This window comes from Pseudomonas sp. J380, from assembly GCF_009827115.1.
Taxonomy (GTDB): domain Bacteria; phylum Pseudomonadota; class Gammaproteobacteria; order Pseudomonadales; family Pseudomonadaceae; genus Aquipseudomonas; species Aquipseudomonas paracarnis.
Window position 1 is genome coordinate 2,698,540 of record NZ_CP043060.1, and the last position, 22,448, is coordinate 2,720,987.

Annotated in this window: 16 protein-coding genes; 8 read left to right on the forward strand and 8 right to left on the reverse strand. The window is 61.3% G+C overall.

Going from position 1 to position 22,448, the window contains the following annotated elements; genetic code table 11:
• The first annotated feature begins 38 nt into the window (after positions 1-38).
• On the forward strand, positions 39-3,137 hold the full coding sequence (locus tag FXO12_RS12200; RefSeq protein ID WP_160049680.1) for a transglycosylase domain-containing protein: 3,099 nt from the start codon (positions 39-41) through the stop codon (positions 3,135-3,137).
• Positions 3,138-3,943: 806 nt separating this feature from the next.
• Here FXO12_RS12200 and FXO12_RS12205 read toward each other — a convergent pair.
• From FXO12_RS12205 to FXO12_RS12225, 5 genes are all read right to left on the reverse strand, one after another.
• On the reverse strand, positions 3,944-4,426 hold the full coding sequence (locus FXO12_RS12205) for a CS1 type fimbrial major subunit (RefSeq protein WP_054922516.1): 483 nt from the start codon (positions 4,424-4,426) through the stop codon (positions 3,944-3,946).
• Positions 4,427-4,431: 5 nt separating this feature from the next.
• Positions 4,432-5,190: a hypothetical protein gene (locus tag FXO12_RS12210; protein ID WP_054922506.1), complete on the reverse strand. Its 759-nt coding sequence runs from the start codon at positions 5,188-5,190 to the stop codon at positions 4,432-4,434.
• A 66-nt stretch (positions 5,191-5,256) separates the two neighbouring features.
• Entirely contained in the window at positions 5,257-6,504 is a 1,248-nt protein-coding gene (locus tag FXO12_RS12215) for a hypothetical protein (protein WP_054922508.1), read from the reverse strand.
• A gap of 21 nt (positions 6,505-6,525) precedes the next feature.
• Positions 6,526-9,048, reverse strand: coding sequence for a CS1-pili formation C-terminal domain-containing protein (locus FXO12_RS12220; protein ID WP_057976179.1), 2,523 nt, complete (start codon positions 9,046-9,048; stop codon positions 6,526-6,528).
• A 112-nt stretch (positions 9,049-9,160) separates the two neighbouring features.
• Positions 9,161-9,661 (reverse strand): CS1 type fimbrial major subunit, encoded by a 501-nt coding sequence (locus FXO12_RS12225; RefSeq protein ID WP_054897684.1) that lies wholly within the window; start codon positions 9,659-9,661, stop codon positions 9,161-9,163.
• A gap of 462 nt (positions 9,662-10,123) precedes the next feature.
• Here FXO12_RS12225 and FXO12_RS12230 point away from each other — a divergent pair, with 462 nt between their 5' ends.
• Together FXO12_RS12230 and FXO12_RS12235 are read left to right on the forward strand one after the other, a co-directional pair.
• Positions 10,124-10,633: a PadR family transcriptional regulator gene (locus FXO12_RS12230; RefSeq protein WP_034127994.1), complete on the forward strand. Its 510-nt coding sequence runs from the start codon at positions 10,124-10,126 to the stop codon at positions 10,631-10,633.
• Entirely contained in the window at positions 10,630-11,397 is a 768-nt protein-coding gene (locus FXO12_RS12235) for a siderophore-interacting protein (RefSeq protein ID WP_057976097.1), read from the forward strand. Before FXO12_RS12230 ends, FXO12_RS12235 begins: the two co-directional genes overlap by 4 nt.
• Positions 11,398-11,444: 47 nt before the next feature.
• On the opposite strand, the gene FXO12_RS12240 is transcribed toward FXO12_RS12235, so the two are convergent.
• Entirely contained in the window at positions 11,445-12,071 is a 627-nt protein-coding gene (locus tag FXO12_RS12240; RefSeq protein WP_034127996.1) for a Pr6Pr family membrane protein, read from the reverse strand.
• Between the two features lie 4 nt (positions 12,072-12,075).
• Positions 12,076-12,309 (reverse strand): VF530 family DNA-binding protein, encoded by a 234-nt coding sequence (locus tag FXO12_RS12245; RefSeq protein ID WP_003188882.1) that lies wholly within the window; start codon positions 12,307-12,309, stop codon positions 12,076-12,078.
• Positions 12,310-12,478: 169 nt separating this feature from the next.
• Between FXO12_RS12245 and FXO12_RS12250 the strand changes: the two genes are divergently transcribed.
• The 5 genes from FXO12_RS12250 to FXO12_RS12270 all read left to right on the forward strand — a co-directional run bounded on the left by FXO12_RS12250 (position 12,479) and on the right by FXO12_RS12270 (position 19,842).
• On the forward strand, positions 12,479-14,497 hold the full coding sequence (locus FXO12_RS12250) for a TonB-dependent receptor (RefSeq protein WP_057976099.1): 2,019 nt from the start codon (positions 12,479-12,481) through the stop codon (positions 14,495-14,497).
• A gap of 31 nt (positions 14,498-14,528) precedes the next feature.
• On the forward strand, positions 14,529-14,744 hold the full coding sequence (locus tag FXO12_RS12255) for a hypothetical protein (RefSeq protein WP_034127998.1): 216 nt from the start codon (positions 14,529-14,531) through the stop codon (positions 14,742-14,744).
• A gap of 224 nt (positions 14,745-14,968) precedes the next feature.
• Positions 14,969-17,386, forward strand: coding sequence for a glucose/quinate/shikimate family membrane-bound PQQ-dependent dehydrogenase (locus FXO12_RS12260; protein WP_034127999.1), 2,418 nt, complete (start codon positions 14,969-14,971; stop codon positions 17,384-17,386).
• Between the two features lie 166 nt (positions 17,387-17,552).
• The gene (locus FXO12_RS12265; protein WP_057976101.1) at positions 17,553-18,398 is read left to right on the forward strand and encodes a 2OG-Fe(II) oxygenase; all 846 of its coding nucleotides are present in this window, start codon (positions 17,553-17,555) and stop codon (positions 18,396-18,398) included.
• Between the two features lie 34 nt (positions 18,399-18,432).
• Positions 18,433-19,842, forward strand: coding sequence for a pyridoxal-dependent decarboxylase (locus tag FXO12_RS12270; RefSeq protein WP_057976103.1), 1,410 nt, complete (start codon positions 18,433-18,435; stop codon positions 19,840-19,842).
• A 125-nt stretch (positions 19,843-19,967) separates the two neighbouring features.
• On the opposite strand, the gene FXO12_RS12275 is transcribed toward FXO12_RS12270, so the two are convergent.
• The gene (locus tag FXO12_RS12275) at positions 19,968-22,304 is read right to left on the reverse strand and encodes a bifunctional diguanylate cyclase/phosphodiesterase (protein ID WP_054897756.1); all 2,337 of its coding nucleotides are present in this window, start codon (positions 22,302-22,304) and stop codon (positions 19,968-19,970) included.
• Between the last annotated feature and the right edge of the window lie 144 nt (positions 22,305-22,448).

Sequence of the window (22,448 nt, forward strand, 5' to 3'; positions counted from 1 at the left end):
ACAAGTCCGATCAATCTGTAGGAATGGATCAGTCGACTATGGGCGCACTGTGGCAAACCGACTCGCACAAGGCTGAAGCCGACAGCCCGTCACCCGCCCCATTGCCGAAAAAATTCAGACCGCCCCGGCCATGGCGCCGGCTGTTCTGGCTGATCCTGCTGCTGGTGCTGCTCGCCCTGGGTTTTGCCGTGTTGCGCGAGATGCACAGCGCTCGCTGGCAGGCTCGCACCCTCAGCCAATGGGCCGCGCAGTTGACCTACCGCGTCGAACCCGGAGCCAGCGATGCGATCCTGTACCCCGGCGCCGGGCCCTTCGATCAGCGCCTGGGCTACAGCGCCCTGGGCGACTTCCTGCCGCGCCTGCTCAAGCGTAATTACGTGATCGAGTCCCAGGCACGCTTCTCCGCGGCGCTGATGAACTACAGCCGTCACGGCCTGTTTATTCCTTACGCAGAAAAAATCCAGGCCGGGCTGAGCATCACCGATTGCCGCGCCGCGCCGCTGTATCAATTCAATTACCCGACGCAGTTGTATGCGCAGTTCAGCGACGTGCCACCGTTGATGGTGCGCAGCCTGCTGTTTATCGAAAACCGCGAGTTGCTTGACCCGCAGCCAGCCCAGGCCAACCCGGCGGTGGACTGGCCGCGCTTTGCCAAGGCCGCGTGGTCACAGGTTGCGCGCCAGCTGCACCTGCCGGGGCAAACGGCGGGCGGCAGCACCCTGGCCACGCAGTTGGAAAAGTACCGCCATTCGCCGGACGGCCTGACCCTGTCGGGCAGCGAAAAACTGCGCCAGATGCTCTCGGCCAGTTTGCGCGCCTATCAGCACGGCCCCGACACCCTCCTCGCTCGGCAGAACGTGGTGCGCGACTACCTCAACAGCGTGCCGCTTTCGGCAGTGCCCGGCCACGGCGAAGTGCACGGCATGGCCGAAGGCCTGCGGGTGTGGTATGGCGCCGACTTCAACCAGGTCAACCGGGCCCTGGCCGACACCACGAACACCGCGCCCAGCCTGGCGGCCCGCGGCCTGGCGTTGCGCCAAGTGCTGTCGCTGATGATCGCCCAGCGCCGCCCGTCCCATTACCTGACCAAGGGCCGCGATGAGCTGGCGCAGTTGACCGACAGTCACCTGCGACTGCTGGCGCAACTGGGCGTGATCGAGCCGGGATTACTGAAGGCAGCGCTGGCCAGCCAGGTCACCTACCGCGACTGGCAGCAACAACCGACCACCCAGAAGATCGAGGCCAACAAAGGCATTAGCGTGGCCCGCAGCCGCCTGGCCGCGCTGCTTGATCGCCCGCTGTACGACCTCGACCGCCTAGACCTGTCCGCCACCAGCACCTTGCAAGGCCGACTGCAGGAGCAGATCACCGCGTACCTCAAGCAACTGGCCGACCCGGTCTATGCCAAAGAGATCGGGCTGCTGGGCGAGCGCTTGCTCACCCCCGCCAGCACGCCGCAGGTGCGCTACAGCTTTACCTTGTTCGAGCGCACCGCCGACAGCGCGCGCGTGCGGGTGCAGACCGACAACACCGACCAGCCGTTCGACATCAACGAGGGCAGCAAGCTTGAATTGGGTTCTACCGCCAAGTTGCGCGTGCTGACCACCTACCTGCAAATCATCGCCGAGCTACATGAGCGCTACGGCGCATTGGCGCCAGCAGCGTTGAAAAAAGTCGAGGTCGCCGAGCAGGACCGCCTCAGCCGTTGGGCCGTGGACTACCTGCTGCAAAATCCCGGCAAATCCTTGGCAGACATGCTCGAAGCGGCCTTGGACCGCACCTATTCGGCCAGCCCCGGCGAAAGCTTTTTCACCGGTGGCGGCCTGCACCGCTTCCATAACTTTCGCAACCAGGACAACGGCCGCAACCCGAGCCTGCGCGATGCCCTGCGCGAGTCGATCAACCTGCCGTTCATCCGCCTGATGCGCGACCTGGTGCGCTACGTCACCTACACCAGCGCCAACAACAGCGCGCAGTTGCTCAAGGACGACAGCGAGCCACGCCGCCAGGAATACCTGGCGCAATTCGCCGACCGCGAAGGCACCGCTTTTTTGCTCAAGTTCTGGAAGAAGTACCAGAAAAAAGACACCCAGGCGCGCCTGGAAACCTTCCTCGACAGTCTGCATCCCACGCCGATCCGCCTGGCGGCCGTGCACCGATACCTGCTGCCCGACGCCAGCCGCGAGAGTTTCAACAGCTTCCTGCGTGCGCGCCTGGCGGGAACCAAAGGCCAGCAGACGCTGAACGACAAACGCCTCGACACGCTGTACGACAGCTACGGCCCAGGCGCCTATGACTTGCCTGACCAGGGCTATATCGCCAAGGTGCACCCGCTGGACCTGTGGCTGATGGGCTACCTGCTCAACCATCCGGACGCGACGTTCAGCGAGATCGTCAAAGCCAGTCAGTTCGAACGCCAGGAGGTTTACAGCTGGTTATTCAAAAGCCGCCATCAGAGCGCCCGCGACGGGCGTATCCGCACCATGCTGGAGATCGAAGCGTTTCTGGATATTCATCAGCGCTGGAAAGCGGTGGGTTATCCGTTTGACCATCTGGTGCCATCGTTGGCGACCGCCATCGGCAGCTCCGGCGACCGCCCGGCAGCGCTGGCCGAGTTGATGGGCATCATCCTCAATGACGGCGTACGCATTCCGGTGCTGCGCATTGACAGCCTGCACTTTGCTGCCGGCACGCACTATGACACCCGCCTGATCAATGCCCCCGACCGCGCCCGCCGAGTGATGCCTTCCGAGGTGGCGACGGCCCTGCGCGGCGCGCTCTCCCAGGTGGTCGATGCCGGCACCGCCAAACGCGTCGCCGGCAGTTTCAAACACGCCGACGGCACACCGTTGGCCATGGGCGGCAAGACCGGCACTGGCGATAATCGTATCGAAGCCATCGGTGCCGGCGGGCGCATTCTCAGCTCCAAAGCGATCAACCGCACCGCCACCTTTGTGTTTTATATCGGCGAGCGCCACTTCGGCACGCTCACCGCCTTCGTGCCCGGCAGTTCGGCGCAGGGTTTCACCTTCACCTCGGCGCTGCCGGTGCAGGTGCTCAAAGGCATGGCGCCCCTATTGATGCCATACCTGCAAGGCGACGAGCAGAACGCCTGCGTGAGCAGCACCGGTAAATAAGCGTGCAGCGCAAACTGCGATGCAATGGTTATGTATTGGCCTTTCATGGGCATGGGTATCTACACAACTTTTGTAGCCACTGCCGACGCTAACCACGATGCGAAGCGAGCCGCTCTTGCTCTTGCTCTTGCTCTTGCTCTTGCTCTTGCTCTTGCTCTTGCTCTGCTTTTGATCTTGATCTTAGGCGCCCCGTCAAACCACGCTGGCCGGAATTCGACAGGGATTTGGGGGGTAAACCGGCAGGGATGCCGGTTTAGCCGCCCCGCGCCATGGATGGCGCGTGGCGGCGGCCCCCCAAATCCATGGCGGATTACGGGCACACCGAGCCTAAGCGAGGTGCCGAGTGGTGGGGCAAGAGCGTTTTGCTTACTTTTGCGCTTTTCAAAAGTGAGCCGCTGTAAAAGCGGAACCCTAAGTGGCCGTTACCGCAGAAATGGATATGTACACGGATAACAGCTTCAGCTGTCAGGCCGCCTTCGCGAGCAAGCCCCCTCCCACAGGCCCGGCGTCGCACCAAAAAGTTGTGTAGATACCCATGCTTTCATGGACGTGATTAGGATAGGTCATCAGACTTACAGACTACCCAACCCTGTTATTCGAGCCCCCCTACCCGCACGCAGCTGGACCAGCACCGGCTCACATCGGACGACGAGGCCGGTATTCATCTGGCCTATCGCAGTACGCTGGTAGCCCGGTTGAGAAGGTTGGAAGCGTTACCTTGAGCAGCAGAACCCCACCGCCAAATGAAACAACGGCAACACCTTCGACCTGAAGTACCAGCAGCTCGATGAAATGGGCCCGAGCGGTCAAGGCGCCAGAAAATCAAACATCAGGTGCACCGTGCCGTAGTAGGACCCGCCCTGGTATCCACCCTGCGGCTCGATCGGAGCAATCTCCAGCTCGACGCGCCGGCCCATGCCCGCCTCGTCAGCGCTGAGTATCTGGGTCGAGTCCAGGGTCAGGGGCACCCGGTTGAACAGCACGCGCAAATCAATACGGTCGCGGCCGCTCAACAGATAGGGCACGTCCCCCAGCCGCGCAGCTACGCCGCCATTGAGGTTTTTCACGTCGAAGTTCTTGCGCAGGCGCCCGAGCCTGGAGGTCGCCAGGTCCCAGGCCAGCAGTTGGTCCTGCGCCATCCAGTCAGGTTCGGAGGGCAGCACATAGGCTTCGTGGATCGGAATGGTGACCGACACATCAAAACTCTGGCGCTCCTGAAACGCCTGTACCGGCCCGCCGATGAACAACGTTGCGACCAGCCCCGCCCATACCGTCAGTTGCTTGAACATTGTCATCACCCGTTGCTGTTGACCGTCATCGGTGTTTTGTCGCGGCCTTCGATCATCTGGAAGCGGTATTCACGTCCGGGCTTCTTCTCGAGCTGCCATTGGCGTCCCGGCAGGATGTGGTGTTTGGTGGTGGCTTCGCAGTCGGTTTTTTTCGCCGCTGAACAGTCCCGGAACTCATCGAGTACCACCACGCTGTTGCCGGCGTTGCGCAGTGTGTACTGGTCGGCGGTCTCGACGACCTTCGTATCGAAGCGGGTGTCCTTGGGCCGCACGAAAAACACCGTGCCGTAACCGGCCATGACGTTGACGCCGGCGGCGAGATCTTTTTTGTACTCGTCGCGCTCGGCGTCGGTCACGGCGAAGTCGTCTTCCTTCTCCGGCACCACCGGGATGAAGCGCACCCGGAAGTAACGCTCCTTGTCGCGCTCGCCCATGTACAGCAAGCGCGTCCCCTGGCGCCCGCCCGCCGGAACGATCAACCGCGCCGGGCTGGCCATCAGGCCGTCGCGGCTGGTGGCGGCGCCCTTGTCATCCGTCAGGGAGGCCACCGGGATTTCCCTGGACGTGCCGTCGGCGTTATAGACAATTTCCAGCACATTGACCTTGATAAAGGCGGTGCTGGTGCCGCCGTTGAACACCCGCTTGAGATAAGAACTGCGGTCGCCCTCCAGGTAGTCATACACCACGCCGACATTGATCGCCGGCCCGGCCTGCGCCGCCAATGACATCAGCAACAGCCCAGCCCCTAACACTGCATGTTTCATGTTTGATTACGCCTTATTGATTGAACGCGGCCCACCACAGGGAGCCGATATGCGAGCCGGGCTCGCCTAGACTTCCGAATCCCAGATCACCGTGGCCACGCCGGAATAGGTGCTGCCGGGTTTCTTGAGCATGTCGGCCACGTCATCCTTGCCCACCTCGAAATGCAACTTGCCCTCGCGGTTGTTCACGTACTGCAACGGCTGGAACAGTTCGGTGCCGACGCCGTCGAGGCGCAGGGGCAGTTTGTTCACGCCCTGGTCGTGCTGATCACGCAAGCCATAGGGCAGGCTCACGGCGACTTGAAGCGGCACTTCGTCACCGTCGTTGTTGCGCAGGCCACAGGTGTTGCCGATCACCAGCCCGCACTCCAGGGTCATCTTGAAACGTGAGCTGGCGGAGATTGCGAAGGTCTGGTCACGCCATAGCCGCGAGGGGCGCCGCCCCTGGTTGAGCCAGGCTTGCCAGCCGCCTTCGGGTAACAGCTCGATGCGATTGCCGCCCGCCGGCAGGTCAATCTTGAGCACGTGCTCCACCGACAAGATGAAGTTGAACGTCAGGGTGTTTTCGTCGGGGATCATGGTGGTGCCGAAATCCATATCGCCGCCCGGGCCCATGGTGTAAGTGATGGACCCCTCATAAGTACCAGCGTCCATACCCAGAGGGTTTGGTGTCTTGAGTTCGTAGCCGTACTCAAGCGTGCTGTAGCTCATCCGCCCGATTTCCATACCATTTGTAACGCTGCAGGCTCCGGCGTTCTCTGGAACGATCCAGAAAAAAAGCGCATACGCTTGTCCCGCCGCCATGTAATTGATCGGCAAGCACGGTGCCGGCGCCCCTCGCCAATAAGCGTTCCAGCCCACGCCTGGCGTGGCCCAGCCGGACACACCCGGTGGATAAGAGACATTCCACCGTCCCCCAATACCGGCAATGCGCATCTGTACCGTCTCCGCACGACCGGTGACGGTGTGAGTCACTTGCAGATCGCGAAATGCCGAGGGCACCTTGAAATAGGCGCTCTGGCGCGGATCCTCCGGAAACGCCGGTATCGGCCCATTGGAATAGGCCCGGAACGAACTGTTACGAATACTGAAGGTATTGACCGCCTCGCACCTGGCTGGAACGTGCCAGGGACACAAGCCACTTTGCGGCGTGGTATTGACGAATTTATTGCTCGTTGGGTTGGCCGGATCGGGGCGAAACACCGCCGTGATCTGCTCGACGATAGCCAGTGCCGGCAAGCTGTAGGTAGCGCCCAAAACCAGCGCGAATGCACAGAGCCCCAAGCGTTTTTTCATTGCGGTAATCAAGGTCATGAACTCCCGTTTCAACCGCCGTCAACCGGCGGTTTCGCCCTTGTGGTTAGCTTCGGCCAGCGTGTCCGGCGTGCAGCGCAGATCACCAATCATCAGCACGTCGTTTTCATCCGGCGCAGTGCTCGGGTCCAGGCGGAACTGGCAGAGCAACTGGTTCTGGTAGCGCACCTGCAGGGTCGGCGCGCTGGCGCTCATCTCCATGGAGAAGAACCCGTCCACTTCGCTGACCCCACGGCTGGCGTGATTGATTACGTGATGGCCTTTAAGCGGCGCGCCGCGTTCATCCAGCAGGCGGCCGAGTACGGTGACGGTTTTCATCACGGTGATCTTGCGGTAGTCCACGCCGCCCTTGTTCAGGTGGTAACTGGAGCGCGCGGGCTGGATGTTCGCCGCCGGCGGGTGGTTGCCTTCGAAGTCGAAGCTCACGCTGCTGCTCTTGTAGGCCGAGACCGGCACGTAGTTGCGCCCCGGACGCAGTACCGCGCTGCCGCCGCCCAGGTCGTCGGCGCGCAGGGCGATCTCGTCGAGGTCGGTTTCCACATCGATGATCATCCCCGCGCCGTTGCCCTGGTACTGGCTGCTGAGCAGCATTTTCCCGGCGCCCGCGACGAAGGTGCTGTTGAGGTTCAAGCCACCACTGAAATCGCCATTGAAGGAGCTGCGCTGCACAAAGCCGTCGCCGCTGACCACGTCGGTACTGAAGTTGGCCATGCCTGACAGGCCGACGCCGTAGGTATCAGTGATCGCCGTGGCCGAGACACTTTGCAGCACATGGTCGGTGAGGTTCTGCCGATACGTGATCGACGCATTGTTATCGCGGCCGCCATCACGGGCGGTGCGGGTGCCGATGCTGCCGGAAATCTGCCGGCCATCGCTGCCCAGGTTCACGCTCAGGCTCACATCCACGCCACGGTTGCGCTGGTCATTGGTGCCGGCGCTGCCGGGGCGGTCGAACACCGAGAAACGCCAGTTGGCATCACTGCCGAAAAAGCTGTCGTGACGGCTCCAGCCCAGGTCCAGCCCCGCACCTTCGACGTTGCCTTGGCTATGGGACACTCGCATGTTCAAGGTGTTTTTCGCATCAAGGCGATGGTTGACCGACAACGCCGAATTGCTGGCCTGGCCGACAAAGGTGTTGCGCCGCAGGCGCGTGCCGTCGGGCAGGGTTTCGTAGGTGTCGCGGGTGTCGAGCCAGCTGCGGTTGTGACTGAACACCAGGTTGGTCGCGCCGAAGCTGTAGAGCCCTTGCAGGTCAAGGCCCGTGCCATGTTCACGGGTTTGATAAACATTGGCATAGAGGCTGGTGTTGTCGGCAACGGTCCAGTCCACCGAGCTGCCATATTGCAGTTGCTCGCGCACCTGGCGGGCCGACAGGCCAAGAATCACCCGTGGGTGCAGCAGGTAATTGAGCGACGCGCCGGCCGTCACCACACCCGAGGCTTGCTCGTCCCAGTTGCTGAACAGCTTGGTTTCGCGCCCGGCGAACAGGTTGTAGCGCCAGCGGTCTTCGGCGTTGCGCCAGTTACCGGGTTTGTACACCAGCTCCTGGGTAGTGCTGGTGGTGAGGCCGTCTTCCACCAGGCGTACTTCCACTTCATAGATACCGCCGGGTAGTGGCCGGGTGTCCAGGGTTTGCAGGCCGGCGGCCACGGCCTGGGTGTTGATCAACAAGCCGTTGCGATAAATCTCTACCGCTGCCTGACGGTTGGCGGTGACGTAGATCGGGTACACGCTGGGCTTGGGGTTGTTGATCGCCAGGCTGTCGGAACTGCCGTACATGATGCCCAAGGCGGTGTCGGGGCTGGCGCCGAAGCTGCGCAGTTGACGGGTCAGGCCATCGGAATTGGGGGTGAAGTGGCCGAGGCGAAAAAATTGCCCTTCCAGTTCACGCTGGGTATACAGCTCATGAATCGCGTGGCGCATGGGTTGGTCATTACCGCTCTGGCGCGCCAGTTGCAGGTTGAACACCTGGCTCCAGTTGCCCACGCTGGAACTGGCTTGCAAACCATAACGGCCGCCGAGGCTGTCTTGCTGACCGCCATTGAGGTTGAGCTGGTTGTTGATGATCAACCCCAGGCTGCCGCCGTCGGGCTGGTCGTAAAAGCGCGGGGCTTCGCTACTCAGTTCAACGTCCTGCGTGAGGATCGACAACTGCGAGCTTTCCAGATTGTAGTAAGCAGAGATCATCTTTTGCGGGCAAGACTGGGTGCAGGCGCCCAACGCCACGCCTTTTTCCAGCAGGCCTTGCCAGGTGTCGCGGGTGGCAGCCGGCACCTTGCTGTCGCCGGTGTCGGTGAATTCGAGCAGGGTGACGCGGTCGTCCCGGGACAGCACGATCAGCGCTTCGCCAAGCAGTTGGTGGTCCAGGTCTACGCGCACCGCGAGGGGTACATCGAAAAAGTGATCGGCAAAGCCTGCGGGCAAGCCTTGGGCCTGAGTGATCAGGCTGCCGGGCGTGGCTGCACCGGAAGCAGCAGGTGCCGCCAGCGCACTCGTACATATCAGCAGCGCAAGCGCAGCCGCGATAGGCGTCATCGGGAACATGAACGGATACTCTGAATGCCAGGAGACCAGAATCAAAAACCAGGCCGGCGAACGGAGGAGGCATTCGCCGACCTGAAAAGTCATGCCCGCGCCAAGCGGGCATTAAGTGGCATCAAGGCGCTACTGGCAGTACCGCGTCGAAGACCACTGGCATCACGGAGGTGTACGAACCGCGCTGAGTCGCCGAAGGCTTGGCTGCGACGATGCGCATCTCCGCACCTACGCCTGGGGTGGAGTCGGCTTCGTTGACCACTTCCTGTGGGGTGCCGGTCAGGGTCACACCATTGAGGGTGGTGGTGAGCGGGATGTTCTGGCTTGGGTCACCGTTGAACAGCACGGCCGGGCCGCCTTCGATGTAGGCGTGAACCGAACCATTGGTGTTCTTGATGTCGTAGATGGCGCTCAACGGCGCCAGCTCACCGCTGACCAGGTTGTAGGTCATGGTTTCATCGCGACCCCAGTTCGGGTCACGCGGCTGAGCGTGGAACACGGTAGTCGGGATGGTGGCCTTCATGTTGACGGTGTGGCTGGCTTCACCGGCAGCAAAAGCTGTTACCGAGGAGGACAGCGCCATAACAGCCAGGGGAACAGCAATCGCGAACTTCTTGAACATGGTCAATACCTGTAGTTATCAACATTGAGTGATTCGTCGCCAAGTAACCGCCTTAACAACGAACGCGCCGCCGTTAGTTGCAACGCCAAACAATGATCAACTCAAAACAACAGTAGGTATGCAGGCAACCTCTCACGCCTGCGTAGCCCTATTAATCAGGGATTGAGAGAAAAACATGGCACTTTGCCAAAACTTTTAAATTAGCTGTAAGAACAAGACTACAACACAAAAAACAGGGCCAACCAAAAGAACTTTCGCTCAGAAAAATACCACAAACAAGCTGCCGGACATAAACTTAACTGAGTTTAAACTCTAATTAAAGTTATGACTCTAAAATTAATCGTATTCCACGTATTCCAAGGTCCTCTGCCGGAAAAGGCGCCGACGACCGTTGGTCGCCAAGCCCTACCGCCACGCTAAGATATATCTTAAGTTATATCTAAACCTGTCTGGAGAGCCTGCATGAGAAACGAACCTCGCGGTGAATTCGAAAAACGTGGCGGTCGCGGTCCTCGCGTCTTCGCACCGGGTGATCTGAAATTACTGCTGCTGGCGCTGATCGCCGAACAGCCATGCCACGGCTACGACCTGATCCGCCGCATCGAAAGCCTGTTCGACGGCGCCTACAGCCCCAGCCCCGGCGTGATCTACCCGACCTTGACCTTCCTCGAAGAGAGCGAGCTGATCAGCGGCAATGCCGAAGGCGGGAAAAAACACTACACAATCACCGACGCCGGTCGTCTCTTTCTAAGTGAGCAGGCCGTTGCCCTGGACGGCGTGCGCATGCGCATCGATGTGAGCAAACGCTCGCTGCGCGGCCACGATCGCCCACCCGAGATTCATGAGGCGGTGCACAACCTGCGCCACGCCTTGCATTCGCACAACGGGCACTGGAGCCCGCAGGAAATCGTTCGTGTTGCGGCGCTGCTCAATCGCACCGCCCAAGCCATTGCCGACGGGACAGACCAATGAACACACAAGCCATTCATCGCGTGACTCACGAAATCAAACGCCGCCGCCTGGAAGTGCTGCGGGTGGTGGATATCACCCCGCGCATGCGCCGCATCACACTGGGCGGGCCTGAGCTGGCGGGCTTTATCAGCCTGGGCAGCGACGATCACATCAAGCTGCTGTTCCCGCAGAACGCCGCCGAGCAAGCGGCGCTGGAAAGCCCGACGTTCGCCATCAAGGGCGACGGCCCGCAACCGGCCATGCGCGACTACACGCCACGACGCTACGACCTGAAAATCGGCGAGCTGGATATCGACTTCGTGCTGCATGGCGATGGCCCTGCGTCTACCTGGGCCGAGCAGGCGCAGGTCGGTCAGCACCTGTATATCGGCGGGCCACGAGGCTCGATGATCGTGCCGGACATTTTCGACAGCTACCTGCTGATCGGCGACGAAACCGCCCTGCCCGCCATCGGTCGACGCCTGGAAGAACTGCCGGCCGGGCGCAAGGTGCTGGCGGTGATTGAAATCGCCGATGCGGCGGAGCAACAAGCGCTGCAAAGCGCGGCGGACGTCGAGATTATTTGGGTGATGCGCGGCCAGGATGACCTGCTCGACGTGGTGCGCAACCTGACGCTGCCCAGCGGCACGCTGTACAGCTTTGTCGCCACCGAAACCAAGTTGTCACGCCAGGTACGGCGGGTGCTGCTGGATGCGCACAAGGTCAACGAGGAATACCTCAAGGCCGTGGGTTACTGGCGTGCTGAGGGCAGCGGAGAAGAATGAATAAGGTGGGAGCTGGCTTGCCTGCTCCCACCTTAATGGTGCTCACTTTAAATCGAGGGTGATTTGAGGCGCTTGTCCAGGCCAACGATCACCAGCCCAATGACGATAAACCCTGCCAAAATCCCTCCGGCATTCACAAACACTTGTGGATAACCGAGGCTGTCCACATCCATGAACGGGTACTGATACTGCCCGAGCATATGCCCCCGCAGCAGCACATAACCGAAGTACACCAATGGGTAGATCACCCAGCCGGCAATGTGTTTGAGCCGCAACGTACCCTTGGGCACGCACCGCCACCAATACACCACAAACAACAACGGCATGACGTCGTGCAGCAATTCATCGGCGATAAATTGAAAGCCTTGCGGGCTCCACAGATGCCGCAGCAGCAGGTTGTAGGCCAGGCTCACCACCACGATGCTCGCGGCAATCGCGCTACTGATGCGAGGCGCGAGGAAAAACCGCTTGGCGGCTGAGTCGCGCTTGACCAGTGAGTAGCTGAGCACCACGACCACCAAGGTATTGGTCAGAACGGTGAAGAAGCTGAAGAAACTGATCAGGCCGCCCAGCAAGCTCGCGCCACTGGCCCAGCGCGAATAGAGAATCAGGTATTGCTGGATCGCCAACCCCACCCAACCGGCCAACGCCGCCGCCGCAACAAAGCGCTTCATGCACTCAATCCAGTGGGCGTTTGGTACGCATCAGCTTGACGTACAAACCTTCGACCTTTTCCCGCGCCCACGGGGTTTTGCGCAGGAAAGTCAGGCTCGACTTGATGCTCGGGTCACTCTTGAAGCAGCGGATATCAATGCGCTCGGCCAAGCCGCTCCACTCGTAATGCTCCACCAGGGTGGTGAGCACGTGTTGCAGGGTCACACCGTGGAGCGGGTCGTTGCTTGTCGCGGTCATGCCGGGCCTTTTGCAAAAAGAGGAACACAGCCGCGCACCTTAGCCGACGGGGCGAGCAGGTGGAAGCATCGCATTGAATATAGCCCGCCAGGAAAAGTTCCCCTTTTTCACAGAAAAGAGATGTTATATTGTAACTTAAGTTATCAGTCATTTTGCCCAGGAATTTCCGATGTCGCTGCCTTCTCTCTGGCGCTTGTCGCCCCTCGCTGCCGCCCTGTTGATTGGCTCCCAGGCCCATGCCCTGGAACTGCCACCCCAAGTAGTCACCGGCAACCCGCTGGGCAGCACACAACTCGCCTCGCCCACCACCGTGCTGGAAGGCGATGACCTGACCCTGCAACAAAAAGGCAGCCTCGGTGAAACCCTGAACAAGCAGCCGGGCGTGTCGTCTTCGTACTTTGGCCCGGGGGCCAGCCGCCCAATCATTCGCGGCCAGGATGGCGACCGCATTCGCATCCTGCGCAACGGCGTGGGGGCGCTGGATGCCTCGTCGCTGTCCTACGACCACGCGGTGCCCTTGGACCCGATCAACGTTGACCGCATCGAAATCGTAAGGGGCCCGGCCGCCCTGCTGTACGGCGGCAGCGCCATCGGCGGCGTGGTCAACACCTTCGACAATCGCATCCCCACCGAGGCCATTGAAGGCATCCATGGCGCCGGCGAGTTGCGCTACGGCGGTGCCGACACCACCCGCAGCAGCGCGGGCAAGCTGGAAGCCGGCAACGGCAGCTTCGCCTTGCACCTGGATGCCAATGGCCGCGAGTTCAACGACCTGAAAATTCCAGGCTATGCCCGCAGCCGGCATGCACCGGAGAGCGAGAACGGCCCCGGCAAAAACGGGCGCCTGGGTAACAGCAATGGGCGCCAGGACGGCGGCGCGGTGGGCGGTTCCTACACCTGGGACGATGGTTATGCCGGGCTGTCCTACAGTAATTACGACAGTAACTACGGCTCACCCGCCGAGCAGGATGTGCGCATCCGCATGAAACAGGACCACTACGCCTTTGCCTCCGAGATCCGCAACCTGCAAGGGCCGTTTACCTCGGTGAAAATCGACGCCGGGTACACCGACTACGAACACCGCGAAATCGAAGGCGGTGAAACCGGCACCACCTTCAAGAACAAAGGCTATGAAGCGCGGGTGGAAGCTCGTCACCAGCCGATTGGCCCATTCGATGGCGTGGTCGGCGCCCAAGTAACCCGCAACGAGTTCTCGGCCCTGGGCGAAGAAGCCTTCGTGCCGCAGACCGACACCAACGCCGGCGCGCTGTTTATCCTCGAAGAAATGCAAGCCACCGAACGCCTGAAACTCAGCCTCGGCGCACGCCTGGAACACACCAGCGTCGACCCGAACGCCAAAGGCAACGAGCGTTTTGCCAATGCTGACAAGAGCAGTGACTTCACCGCCGGTAGCCTGTCGTCAGGTGCGGTGTACACCCTCACGCCGATCTGGTCCCTGGCTGCCACCCTCGGCTACACCGAACGCGCGCCGACCTTTTACGAGCTGTACGCCAACGGCGCCCACGTTGCCACCGGTACCTACGAGTTGGGCGATGCCAACCTGAAGAAAGAAAAGGCCGTGTCCAGCGACCTGGCCCTGCGCTTTGACAACGGCACCCACAAGGGCAGCTTCGGCGTGTTCTATAGCCACTTCTCCAATTACATCGGCTTGTTGGGCACGGGTCGTACCCTGAACGATGAAGGCGAAGAGGACGCGGGAGGTATTCCCGAGTACGAATATTCTGGTGTGCGCGCACGTTTCGCCGGCTTCGAAGCCCAGGATCACTGGAAGCTCGGCGAAGGCGCCTACGGTAAGTTTGCGCTGGAACTGTCGGGCGACTACACCCGCGCCACCAACCTGGACACCGGCGAAGCCTTGCCGCGCATTGCGCCATTGCGTTTGAACAGCGGCTTGCTGTGGGAACTGGATCGCTGGCAAGCGCGTATCGACGTGGAACATGCCGCAGGCCAAGGGCGTGTGCCGGATAACGAAAGCGGCACCGATGGCTACACCACCCTCGGCGCCAGCGCGGGGTATCGCTTCAATGTGGGCGGCAGCCAGTGGCTGGCGTTCGTCAATGGCGAGAACCTGACCAACCAGACCGTGCGCTATGCCAGCTCGATCCTGCGCGACATCGCACCGGCGCCGGGGCGCAGTGTGCAGTTCGGCATCCGCACCACTTTCTAACCGTCACCTCACCCCCCCTGTAGGAGCGAGCTTGCTCGCGAAAAACGCCAACGATAACGCGCGCTTCCTGAATAAACGCGGCGCCTGTGAGTTTTTCGCGAGCAAGCTCGCTCCTACAGAGATAGAGCCTGCCATCAGGCTATTTTTGCAGCGACTATCTGTCACTGTTACCAAAACTGAAATGATGCATCTTGCGATTCACCCTTTCTCAAAACGCCCCGCCGCATTATCCTTCGCAACAATCTGAAACGCTTCACCTCCCGGTCGACTCCCTTTGCCGAATTTCTTCCTGCACAAAGACAGCGCTGTCTTGAATCGACCTGCGCCAGGGGATTGATTGCCCGCCTGTGGATAACCCGGTTATCCACAGAAAAAACCAAAAATAACGATGAACCAAGCCCGAGCCGAATCGTCATCTACAGTGAGTGAAGCACGGGGTTACATAATTCCAACGTAACGGAGAAACACACTATGAGCACTGATGGTGCCTCAAGCCCAAGCCGCCTGTTGCCCAGGCTGCTGGGGGTCTTGCTGCTGATCATGGGGCTGGCCTTGCTGGCCGGTGGCGTCAAGCTGAGTATGCTCGGCGGGTCGCTGTACTACCTGCTGGCCGGTATCGGCATTGCCGTGACCGGCGTATTGCTGCTGGCCACTCGCCGCGCCGCGCTGGGCCTGTATGCACTGGTGTTGTTTGCCAGCACCGTGTGGGCCCTGTGGGAAGTGGGCCTGGACTGGTGGCAACTGGTGCCGCGTCTGGCCCTGCTGTTCGCCCTCGGCATCGTCATGCTGCTGCCGTGGTTTCGTCGGCCATTGCTGCGTGGCCAAGCCGCACCGCTGGGCACTGGCGCGCTGAGCGTTGCCGTGGTGCTGGCGGGCGCGACCGCCCTGGCCAGCCAATTCACCAACCCAGGTGAAATGGTCAAGACCGGCCAACTGGACCGCGACGCGGTGCCGGGTATGGCCAGCGCTGCGCCAACCCAGGCCGATGGCGACTGGAACTCCTATGGCCGCTCGGCCTTCGGTGACCGTTACTCGCCACTGGCACAGATCACCCCGGAGAATGCCCATAAGCTGGTGCCGGCGTGGACTTATCGCACTGGCGACATCCCTGGCCCAGGCGATCCCGGTGAAACCACCGCCGAAAATACCCCGCTGAAAGTCAATGGCATGCTCTACGTGTGCACACCGCACAGCCAAGTGATTGCCCTGGACCCGGATACCGGCAAGGAAATCTGGCGTTTCGACCCGAAAATCACCACCCAGGGTGCTGAGAGCTTCAAAGGTTGGGCGCACATGACCTGCCGTGGCGTGTCGTACCACGATGACGCCGCCTACGCTTCCGAGCAGAGCCCGACTGGCACTGCCAGCCCGGCCGCCGCTCCGAATGCCTGCCCGAAACGCATCTTCGTGCCGACCGCCGACACCCGTCTGATCGCCCTGAACGCCGACACCGGCAAGATGTGCGAAGACTTCGGTGACAAAGGCCAGGTCGACCTGCGTGCCAACATCGGTAGCTTCGCCCCAGGCGGTTACTACTCCACGTCGCCACCGGCCGTGACCAAGAACCTGGTCGTGATCGGCGGTCACGTGACCGACAACGTTTCCATCGACGAGCCAAGCGGCGTGATCCGCGCGTTCGACGTGCACACCGGCAAGCTGGTGTGGAACTGGGACAGCGGCAACCCGGACGACACCACCCCGTTGGCCGAGGGCAAGACCTACACCCGCAACTCGCCGAACATGTGGTCCATGTTCGCCGTGGATGAAAAACTCGGCATGCTCTACCTGCCGATGGGCAACCAGATGCCCGACCAGTACGGCGGCGACCGTACCGATGAGTCCGAGAAGTACGCCGCGGGCCTGACCGCCCTGGACATCGACACCGGCCACGTGAAGTGGACCTTCCAGTTCACCCACCACGACCTGTGGGACATGGACGTGGGCGGCCAGCCTTCGCTGATCGACATCAAGACCGCTGCGGGCGTGAAGCAAGCGGTGATGGCGTCGACCAAGCAAGGCAGCATCTACGTGCTGGACCGCGCCACTGGCCAGCCAGTGGTGCCCGTCAATGAAATCCCGGTGCCACAGGGCGCAGTGGCGGGCGACCGCACCTCCCCTACCCAACCCAAGTCCGACCTGAACTTCATGCCGCCGCCGTTGAAAGAACGCGACATGTGGGGCGTGACACCGTTCGATCAGATGCTGTGCCGGATCGATTTCAAATCCATGCGCTACGACGGCCCGTTCACCCCGCCGTCCCTGCAAGGTTCGATCGTGTACCCAGGCAACTTCGGCGTGTTCGACTGGGGCGGTATCTCGGTTGACCCGGTGCGCCAGATCGCCTTCGTGAACCCAAGCTACATGGCGTTCAAATCGAAGCTGATCCCGGCTGCCGACATTGCCAAGCAAGGCCCACGCGTCAGCGAAACCGAAGGCGTGCAGCCGAACAAAGGCGCCCCGTATGGTGTGATCCTTGAAGCACTGCTGTCGCCGATGGGCCTGCCGTGCCAGGCACCGGCCTGGGGCTACGTGGCGGCGGTCGACCTGACCACCCACCAGACCATCTGGATGCACAAGAACGGCACCGTGCGTGACAGCTCGCCGGTTCCAATCCCACTGACCATGGGCGTGCCTAGCCTGGGTGGTACGTTCACCACCGCCGGTGGCGTCGCGTTCCTCAGCGGCACACTGGACCAGTACTTGCGTGCCTATGACGTGAAAAACGGCAAGCAACTGTGGGAAGGCCGCCTGCCTGCAGGCGCGCAAACCACCCCGATGACCTACACCGGCAAGGACGGCAAGCAATACGTGCTGGTCATGGCGGGCGGTCACGGTTCCCTGGGGACCAAGCAGGGTGATTATGTAATGGCGTTCAAACTGCCGGATTAAGTAGCGCTGGCGGTAAAAAAGCGGCGGCCCGAACGGGCAGCCGCTTTTTTTTTGCCTGCTGATAATGCCCCAGCGTTTCCCCTCAACCCTTTAAAACTAATTTAGTGCGCACGCCCTGCGTAATACAAAAGGCGTACGGATAAAACTTTAAAGGGAGCTTCACTGCATGACGGACCATGTCGCTACAAAACCAATTCTTTCCACCCCCACAAAAATCCTGGAGCTTGAACACCTCAATACTGCCAGTTTGAAAAAACTCATCAGTGGCGAAGTGCTTGCCATTCGGGTACCTGAATTTGCCAACGCAACCACCAGCGCACGGTTGATTCAGGCCATCGACGATACCGCCACCCTGGAACACTATGGTCATGAAACCTATGAAGAGGGGCGCATCGTTCAGCACTTCTATGGTGTGCATCGCTGGGGCAACCCGTTCAACTCCACGTACGGCAAGGCCGCCGGCGGTGACGCACAAGAAAAATATTATGCAGACGCGGCCCGTATGCGCGGCCTTATCGACAGCCTCTGTGCGCCGCAAAAACCGCCCATTCAACAGCTGATGGAACAGTTCCAGGCGCTCTGGCCGCAAGGTGCAACAGCCGCTGCGTTCCAGGGCCGACCGATGTTTTGCGGGATCATCCGCGTCATGTTCCCGGAGACGGCGCACCTCTCGGAAACGGTGCCCCATGTGGATTGCCTGCCCCGCACAATCGCTGAACTGCAGCATCAATTCAGCGCCAATATCTACCTGCAAACACCGCCTTCGGGGGGCGAGTTGATCATCTGGGATACCCAAGCCTTTAGCTATGATGAGGTCAAGCGCTTCGAAGGTGCCCAACTGCCCGAACAGTGTTTACAAAAACCGCTGCGCATCCGCCCACGCAAGAACGAACTGGTGCTCATCAATACCCGCCGCCCCCACGCCATCTGCGGGTTCGATTCGGGAAAACGCGTCAGCATGCAGTCGTTTATCGGCTATACCCCCGGCGAACCGTTTTACTTCTGGTGCTAATACTTTTATTGCTCGTGCACATGGACGTTTATCTATGACCCCCGAAGAATTCCGCCAACATGGCTATGCCATGATCGACCTGATTGCAGACTACCGACAGAACATCGAACAACGCGGCGTGCAGCCCACCACCCGACCTGGCGAGATCAAAGCTGCCCTGCCGGCCAGCCCGCCTGACACCGCCGAACCGTTCGAACAGATCATGGGCGACGTCGAAAAACTGATCATGCCCGGCTTGCTGCATTGGCAGCATCCCAGTTTCTTCGGGTTCTTCCCTTCCAATGTGGAACTGTCCTCAGTGCTGGGCGATTGCCTGAGCACCGGCCTGGGTGTGATTGGGTTGTCCTGGCAATCCAGTCCGGCTCTCACCGAAATAGAGGAAGTCACCACCGACTGGCTGCGCGACATGCTCGGCCTGGGCAACACGTGGAGCGGTGTGATCCAGGACTCTGCGTCCACCTCCACGCTGGTGGCGCTTATCAGCGCCCGGGAACGCAGCTCCGATTACGCGCTGATGCACAACGGCCTGCAAAACAGCAGCGCGCCCCTGATCGTCTACACCTCAGCCCATGCCCACAGCTCGGTCAACAAGGCGGCGATCCTGGCCGGGTTCGGCCAGAACCATATCCGCACCATCGCCACCGACGCACACCATGCAATGTCGCCCCAGGCACTGGCGCACGCCATCGAACAGGACCTGGCCGCCGGTAACACGCCCTGCGTGGTGATTGCCACCACCGGCACCACGGCCGCCATGGCGATCGACCCCCTGGATGCAATTGGCGAACTGACCCAACGTCACGGCCTGTGGCTGCATGTGGACTCGGCCATGGCCGGCGCCGCAATGATCCTGCCAGAATGCCGGGCCTTATGGGATGGCATCGAAAAGGCTGACTCCCTAGTGCTCAACCCGCACAAATGGCTGGGCGCGGCCTTCGATTGCTCGGTTTACTTCGTGCGCGACCCCGAGCATTTGATTCGCATCATGACCACCAACCCGAGTTACCTGCAGTCCAGCGCAGACGGCCAAGTGCGAAACTACCGTGACTGGCGGATCTCCCTGGGCAGCCGTTTCCGCGCCTTGAAGTTGTGGTTCCTGATACGCGAGCAAGGCGTCAGCGGCCTGCAAGCGCGGTTGCGGCGAGACCTGGCCAATGCGCGCTGGCTGGCAGAGCAGATCGAAGCCACTGAGCACTGGACACTGGTGGCCACGCCCGCCTTGCAAACCCTGTGCATTCGCCATGAACCGCCGGGTTTGGAAGGCCAGGCACTGGACCATCACACGCGAGCCTGGGCAGAAAAACTCAACCAGTCAGGCGATGCTTACGTCACCCCCGCCATCCTCGATGAGCGCTGGATGGTGAGGGTGTCCATCGGCGCGCTGGGCACCGAGCATCAGCATGTCCAAAGGTTGTGGGTGCGATTGCAAGCCCTGGTCGCTTGAACGCTGCCAAAGTAGCCCCCCTGTGGCGAGGGAGCTTGCTCCCGCTGGGCTGCGCAGCGGCCCCAAAATCCTGGAAGCGCTTCGCACTCCAGCGGGAGCAAGCTCCCTCGCCACAGTCAAACTGTCTAGGTTGGCACCTGCTCACGCCGCATCCACCGCTCGAACGCCATGGCATTGAGCGGCCGGCTGATCAGGTAGCCCTGGGCCGTGTCGCAGTTCCAGCGTTTGAGCAAGGTGAGGCTGTGTTCGAACTCCACGCCCTCGGCGACCACCTTGAGCCCCAGGCTATGACTCATCTCGATGGTGGAGCGCACGATCACCCCGTCGCCGCTGGTGCTGTCGAGGTTGCGCACAAAGGACTGGTCGATCTTCAGCTCTTGCACCGGCAGGCGCTGCAACTGTGCGAGGGAGGAGTAACCGGTGCCGAAATCATCCACCGACAGGCTGATCCCGCAATTGCGCAGCTGCTCCAGCACGCTGAGGGCCTGCTGCGGGTTGTGCATAATGGCGCTCTCGGTAATCTCGAAAATCAAATGCTCGGCGCCCACATGGTATTGGGCCAATAGCGCGGTGACGCGAATGGCCAAGTCATCATCCGCCAAGTCGTTCACGGAGATATTCACCGACAGCTGGATAACCAGCCCACGCTGCGCCCATTCGGCAATCTGGCGGATGGCTTCCTCGATCACCCACAGGGTCAGGGCACCCATGCTGCCAGTGCGTTCGGCCAACGGAATGAACTCCCCCGGAGACACTTGCCCCAGCGTCGCGTGTTGCCAGCGCAGCAAGGCTTCGGCCTGGCCCACGTGCCCGTGCCGCAGGTCGAGCTTGGGTTGGTAGCACAGGAACAACTCGCCTTCGATCACGGCGCGGCGCAAGTCGCGAATCAGGGTGATCTGGCGTTGGTGGGCGAGGTCGCGGTCCGGTTGGTAGATCTGCAAATGCCCCGGCAGGTTGGCCGCGTCGTGCCGGGCGATGGCCGCGCGGTTGATCAACTCTTCCACCTGCTGCCCATCAGCAGGGTACGCGGCGATGCCGATACTCACCTCATGGCGCACTTCGTCATTGCCGATGCGCAGGGGTTCGGTCAACGCCCCATGCAACTGGTCGGCGCGGGCCACGGCAGAGTCGATCTCGGTGTTTTCCAGCAACAACAGAAACTCACTGCCGGCGATGCGCGCGGCGGTGTCGCTGGCCAACAGGCTGCTGGACAAGCAGCGGCTGGCCTCGCACAACATGTGCTCGACACCTTCGGGGCCGAACCCTTCGTTGATGACTCGGTAGTTTTCAATCCCCACGTACAGCAACACCACCGACCGCCGTGCGCTGATCGCACTGCCCAGGCGCTCCATGGCCAAGGCACGGTTGGGCAATCCGGTGAGCGGGTCATGCAAGGCATTGTGGGCCAGTTGCCGTTCGCGCAGGGCGATGCCGCTTTGCATGGCATTGAACGCCCGCGCCAGCAGGCCGAACTCGTCGTGGCTGCGCACCCGCACCGGGGTGCGGTAGTCACCGGCCCCGATCCGTTCAGCGGCTTGCACCAGCGCATTGAGCGGGCGTGACACTCGCCGCGCCAGGAATAAGGCCACCGCCAGCGAGACCAGCAGCACCGCCAGGGCAATCCCCATGAACTGCCGGTCCAGCGGCGCGAAGGATTCCAGCGCATGGTCCAGCGGGCTTTGCAGCAACACGCGCACTTCATCGCCTTCGCCGCTGTTGGCCAAGGGCAACACTTGGCTGAGCACACGCTGGCCATGGAACAGCTGGATCTTCGCCTCAGGATCGACCTGCGTGCCATGCAAGAGGCTGATAATGCTTGGGCGCCAATTGCCAGGGTGGGTGGTGAACAGCTGACCGAGATGGCCGTCCTGCACACTGAGGAACGACACCTCCAGGTTGCTCATGGAGCGCAGTTCATGGGCGAATTGCGTGTCCATGGGAAAGCCCATGACCACGCGTGCGATCGGCACAGGCCCGAGCACATCTTTTTGCACCAGCAAATAGGGGCGCCCGGCCATGGCGACGATCAACATTTGCTGGCCGCTGCGCCGCGCCTTGCGCAAGGCATCGGCATACGGGAACAACTGGCCCCGCGTCTGCACCAGCAGGGTACTGACCATGACCCTGTCATCCAGGCCCAGCACCACCACTTCGCTGGAACTGACCCCGGTGCCATGGGTGCCCAGGGCCTCCAGGATCGGCACCGTCCGGCCGCCGGCCACCGCCTGCTTGAACGGCCCATCGGCGGTGAGCCAGTCCAACCCGTACTGCAAGCGCCGCCCGCGCAGGTCCAGCAGGCGCTCGAACACCTGCCGCCCGGTGTTCAACTGTACGTCGGCCTGGTTCTCCACCGCACGGGTGGTGGCAGCGTGCACGGCAAAATAGGTGGCGGCCACGACCACCAGCAACAACAGCGCCAGCACTCCGGCTATGCGGGTCTGAAACGTGTGGCGCCAGTGCATGGCCGCGCCCTCGGGCCGCGCTCGTCGCTCTTGGCCGTGCTTTCCTTGTGTCATACGCGTCCCTGCCGACTGCTAACCGGCGTCAAAAAAACATCCTTTTTTATGGGGAATTTTATTAAAGCAGGTTAGCTGGGACTGGGGATA

Coding starts and splice junctions, on each gene's coding strand:
- FXO12_RS12200 (WP_160049680.1), top strand. CDS start 39: ATGGGCGCACTGTGGCAAACCGACTCGCACAAGGCTGAAGCCGACAGC.
- FXO12_RS12205 (WP_054922516.1), bottom strand. CDS start 4,426: ATGTTCAAGCAACTGACGGTATGGGCGGGGCTGGTCGCAACGTTGTTC.
- FXO12_RS12210 (WP_054922506.1), bottom strand. CDS start 5,190: ATGAAACATGCAGTGTTAGGGGCTGGGCTGTTGCTGATGTCATTGGCG.
- FXO12_RS12215 (WP_054922508.1), bottom strand. CDS start 6,504: ATGACCTTGATTACCGCAATGAAAAAACGCTTGGGGCTCTGTGCATTC.
- FXO12_RS12220 (WP_057976179.1), bottom strand. CDS start 9,048: ATGTTCCCGATGACGCCTATCGCGGCTGCGCTTGCGCTGCTGATATGT.
- FXO12_RS12225 (WP_054897684.1), bottom strand. CDS start 9,661: ATGTTCAAGAAGTTCGCGATTGCTGTTCCCCTGGCTGTTATGGCGCTG.
- FXO12_RS12230 (WP_034127994.1), top strand. CDS start 10,124: ATGAGAAACGAACCTCGCGGTGAATTCGAAAAACGTGGCGGTCGCGGT.
- FXO12_RS12235 (WP_057976097.1), top strand. CDS start 10,630: ATGAACACACAAGCCATTCATCGCGTGACTCACGAAATCAAACGCCGC.
- FXO12_RS12240 (WP_034127996.1), bottom strand. CDS start 12,071: ATGAAGCGCTTTGTTGCGGCGGCGGCGTTGGCCGGTTGGGTGGGGTTG.
- FXO12_RS12245 (WP_003188882.1), bottom strand. CDS start 12,309: ATGACCGCGACAAGCAACGACCCGCTCCACGGTGTGACCCTGCAACAC.
- FXO12_RS12250 (WP_057976099.1), top strand. CDS start 12,479: ATGTCGCTGCCTTCTCTCTGGCGCTTGTCGCCCCTCGCTGCCGCCCTG.
- FXO12_RS12260 (WP_034127999.1), top strand. CDS start 14,969: ATGAGCACTGATGGTGCCTCAAGCCCAAGCCGCCTGTTGCCCAGGCTG.
- FXO12_RS12265 (WP_057976101.1), top strand. CDS start 17,553: ATGACGGACCATGTCGCTACAAAACCAATTCTTTCCACCCCCACAAAA.
- FXO12_RS12270 (WP_057976103.1), top strand. CDS start 18,433: ATGACCCCCGAAGAATTCCGCCAACATGGCTATGCCATGATCGACCTG.
- FXO12_RS12275 (WP_054897756.1), bottom strand. CDS start 22,304: ATGCACTGGCGCCACACGTTTCAGACCCGCATAGCCGGAGTGCTGGCG.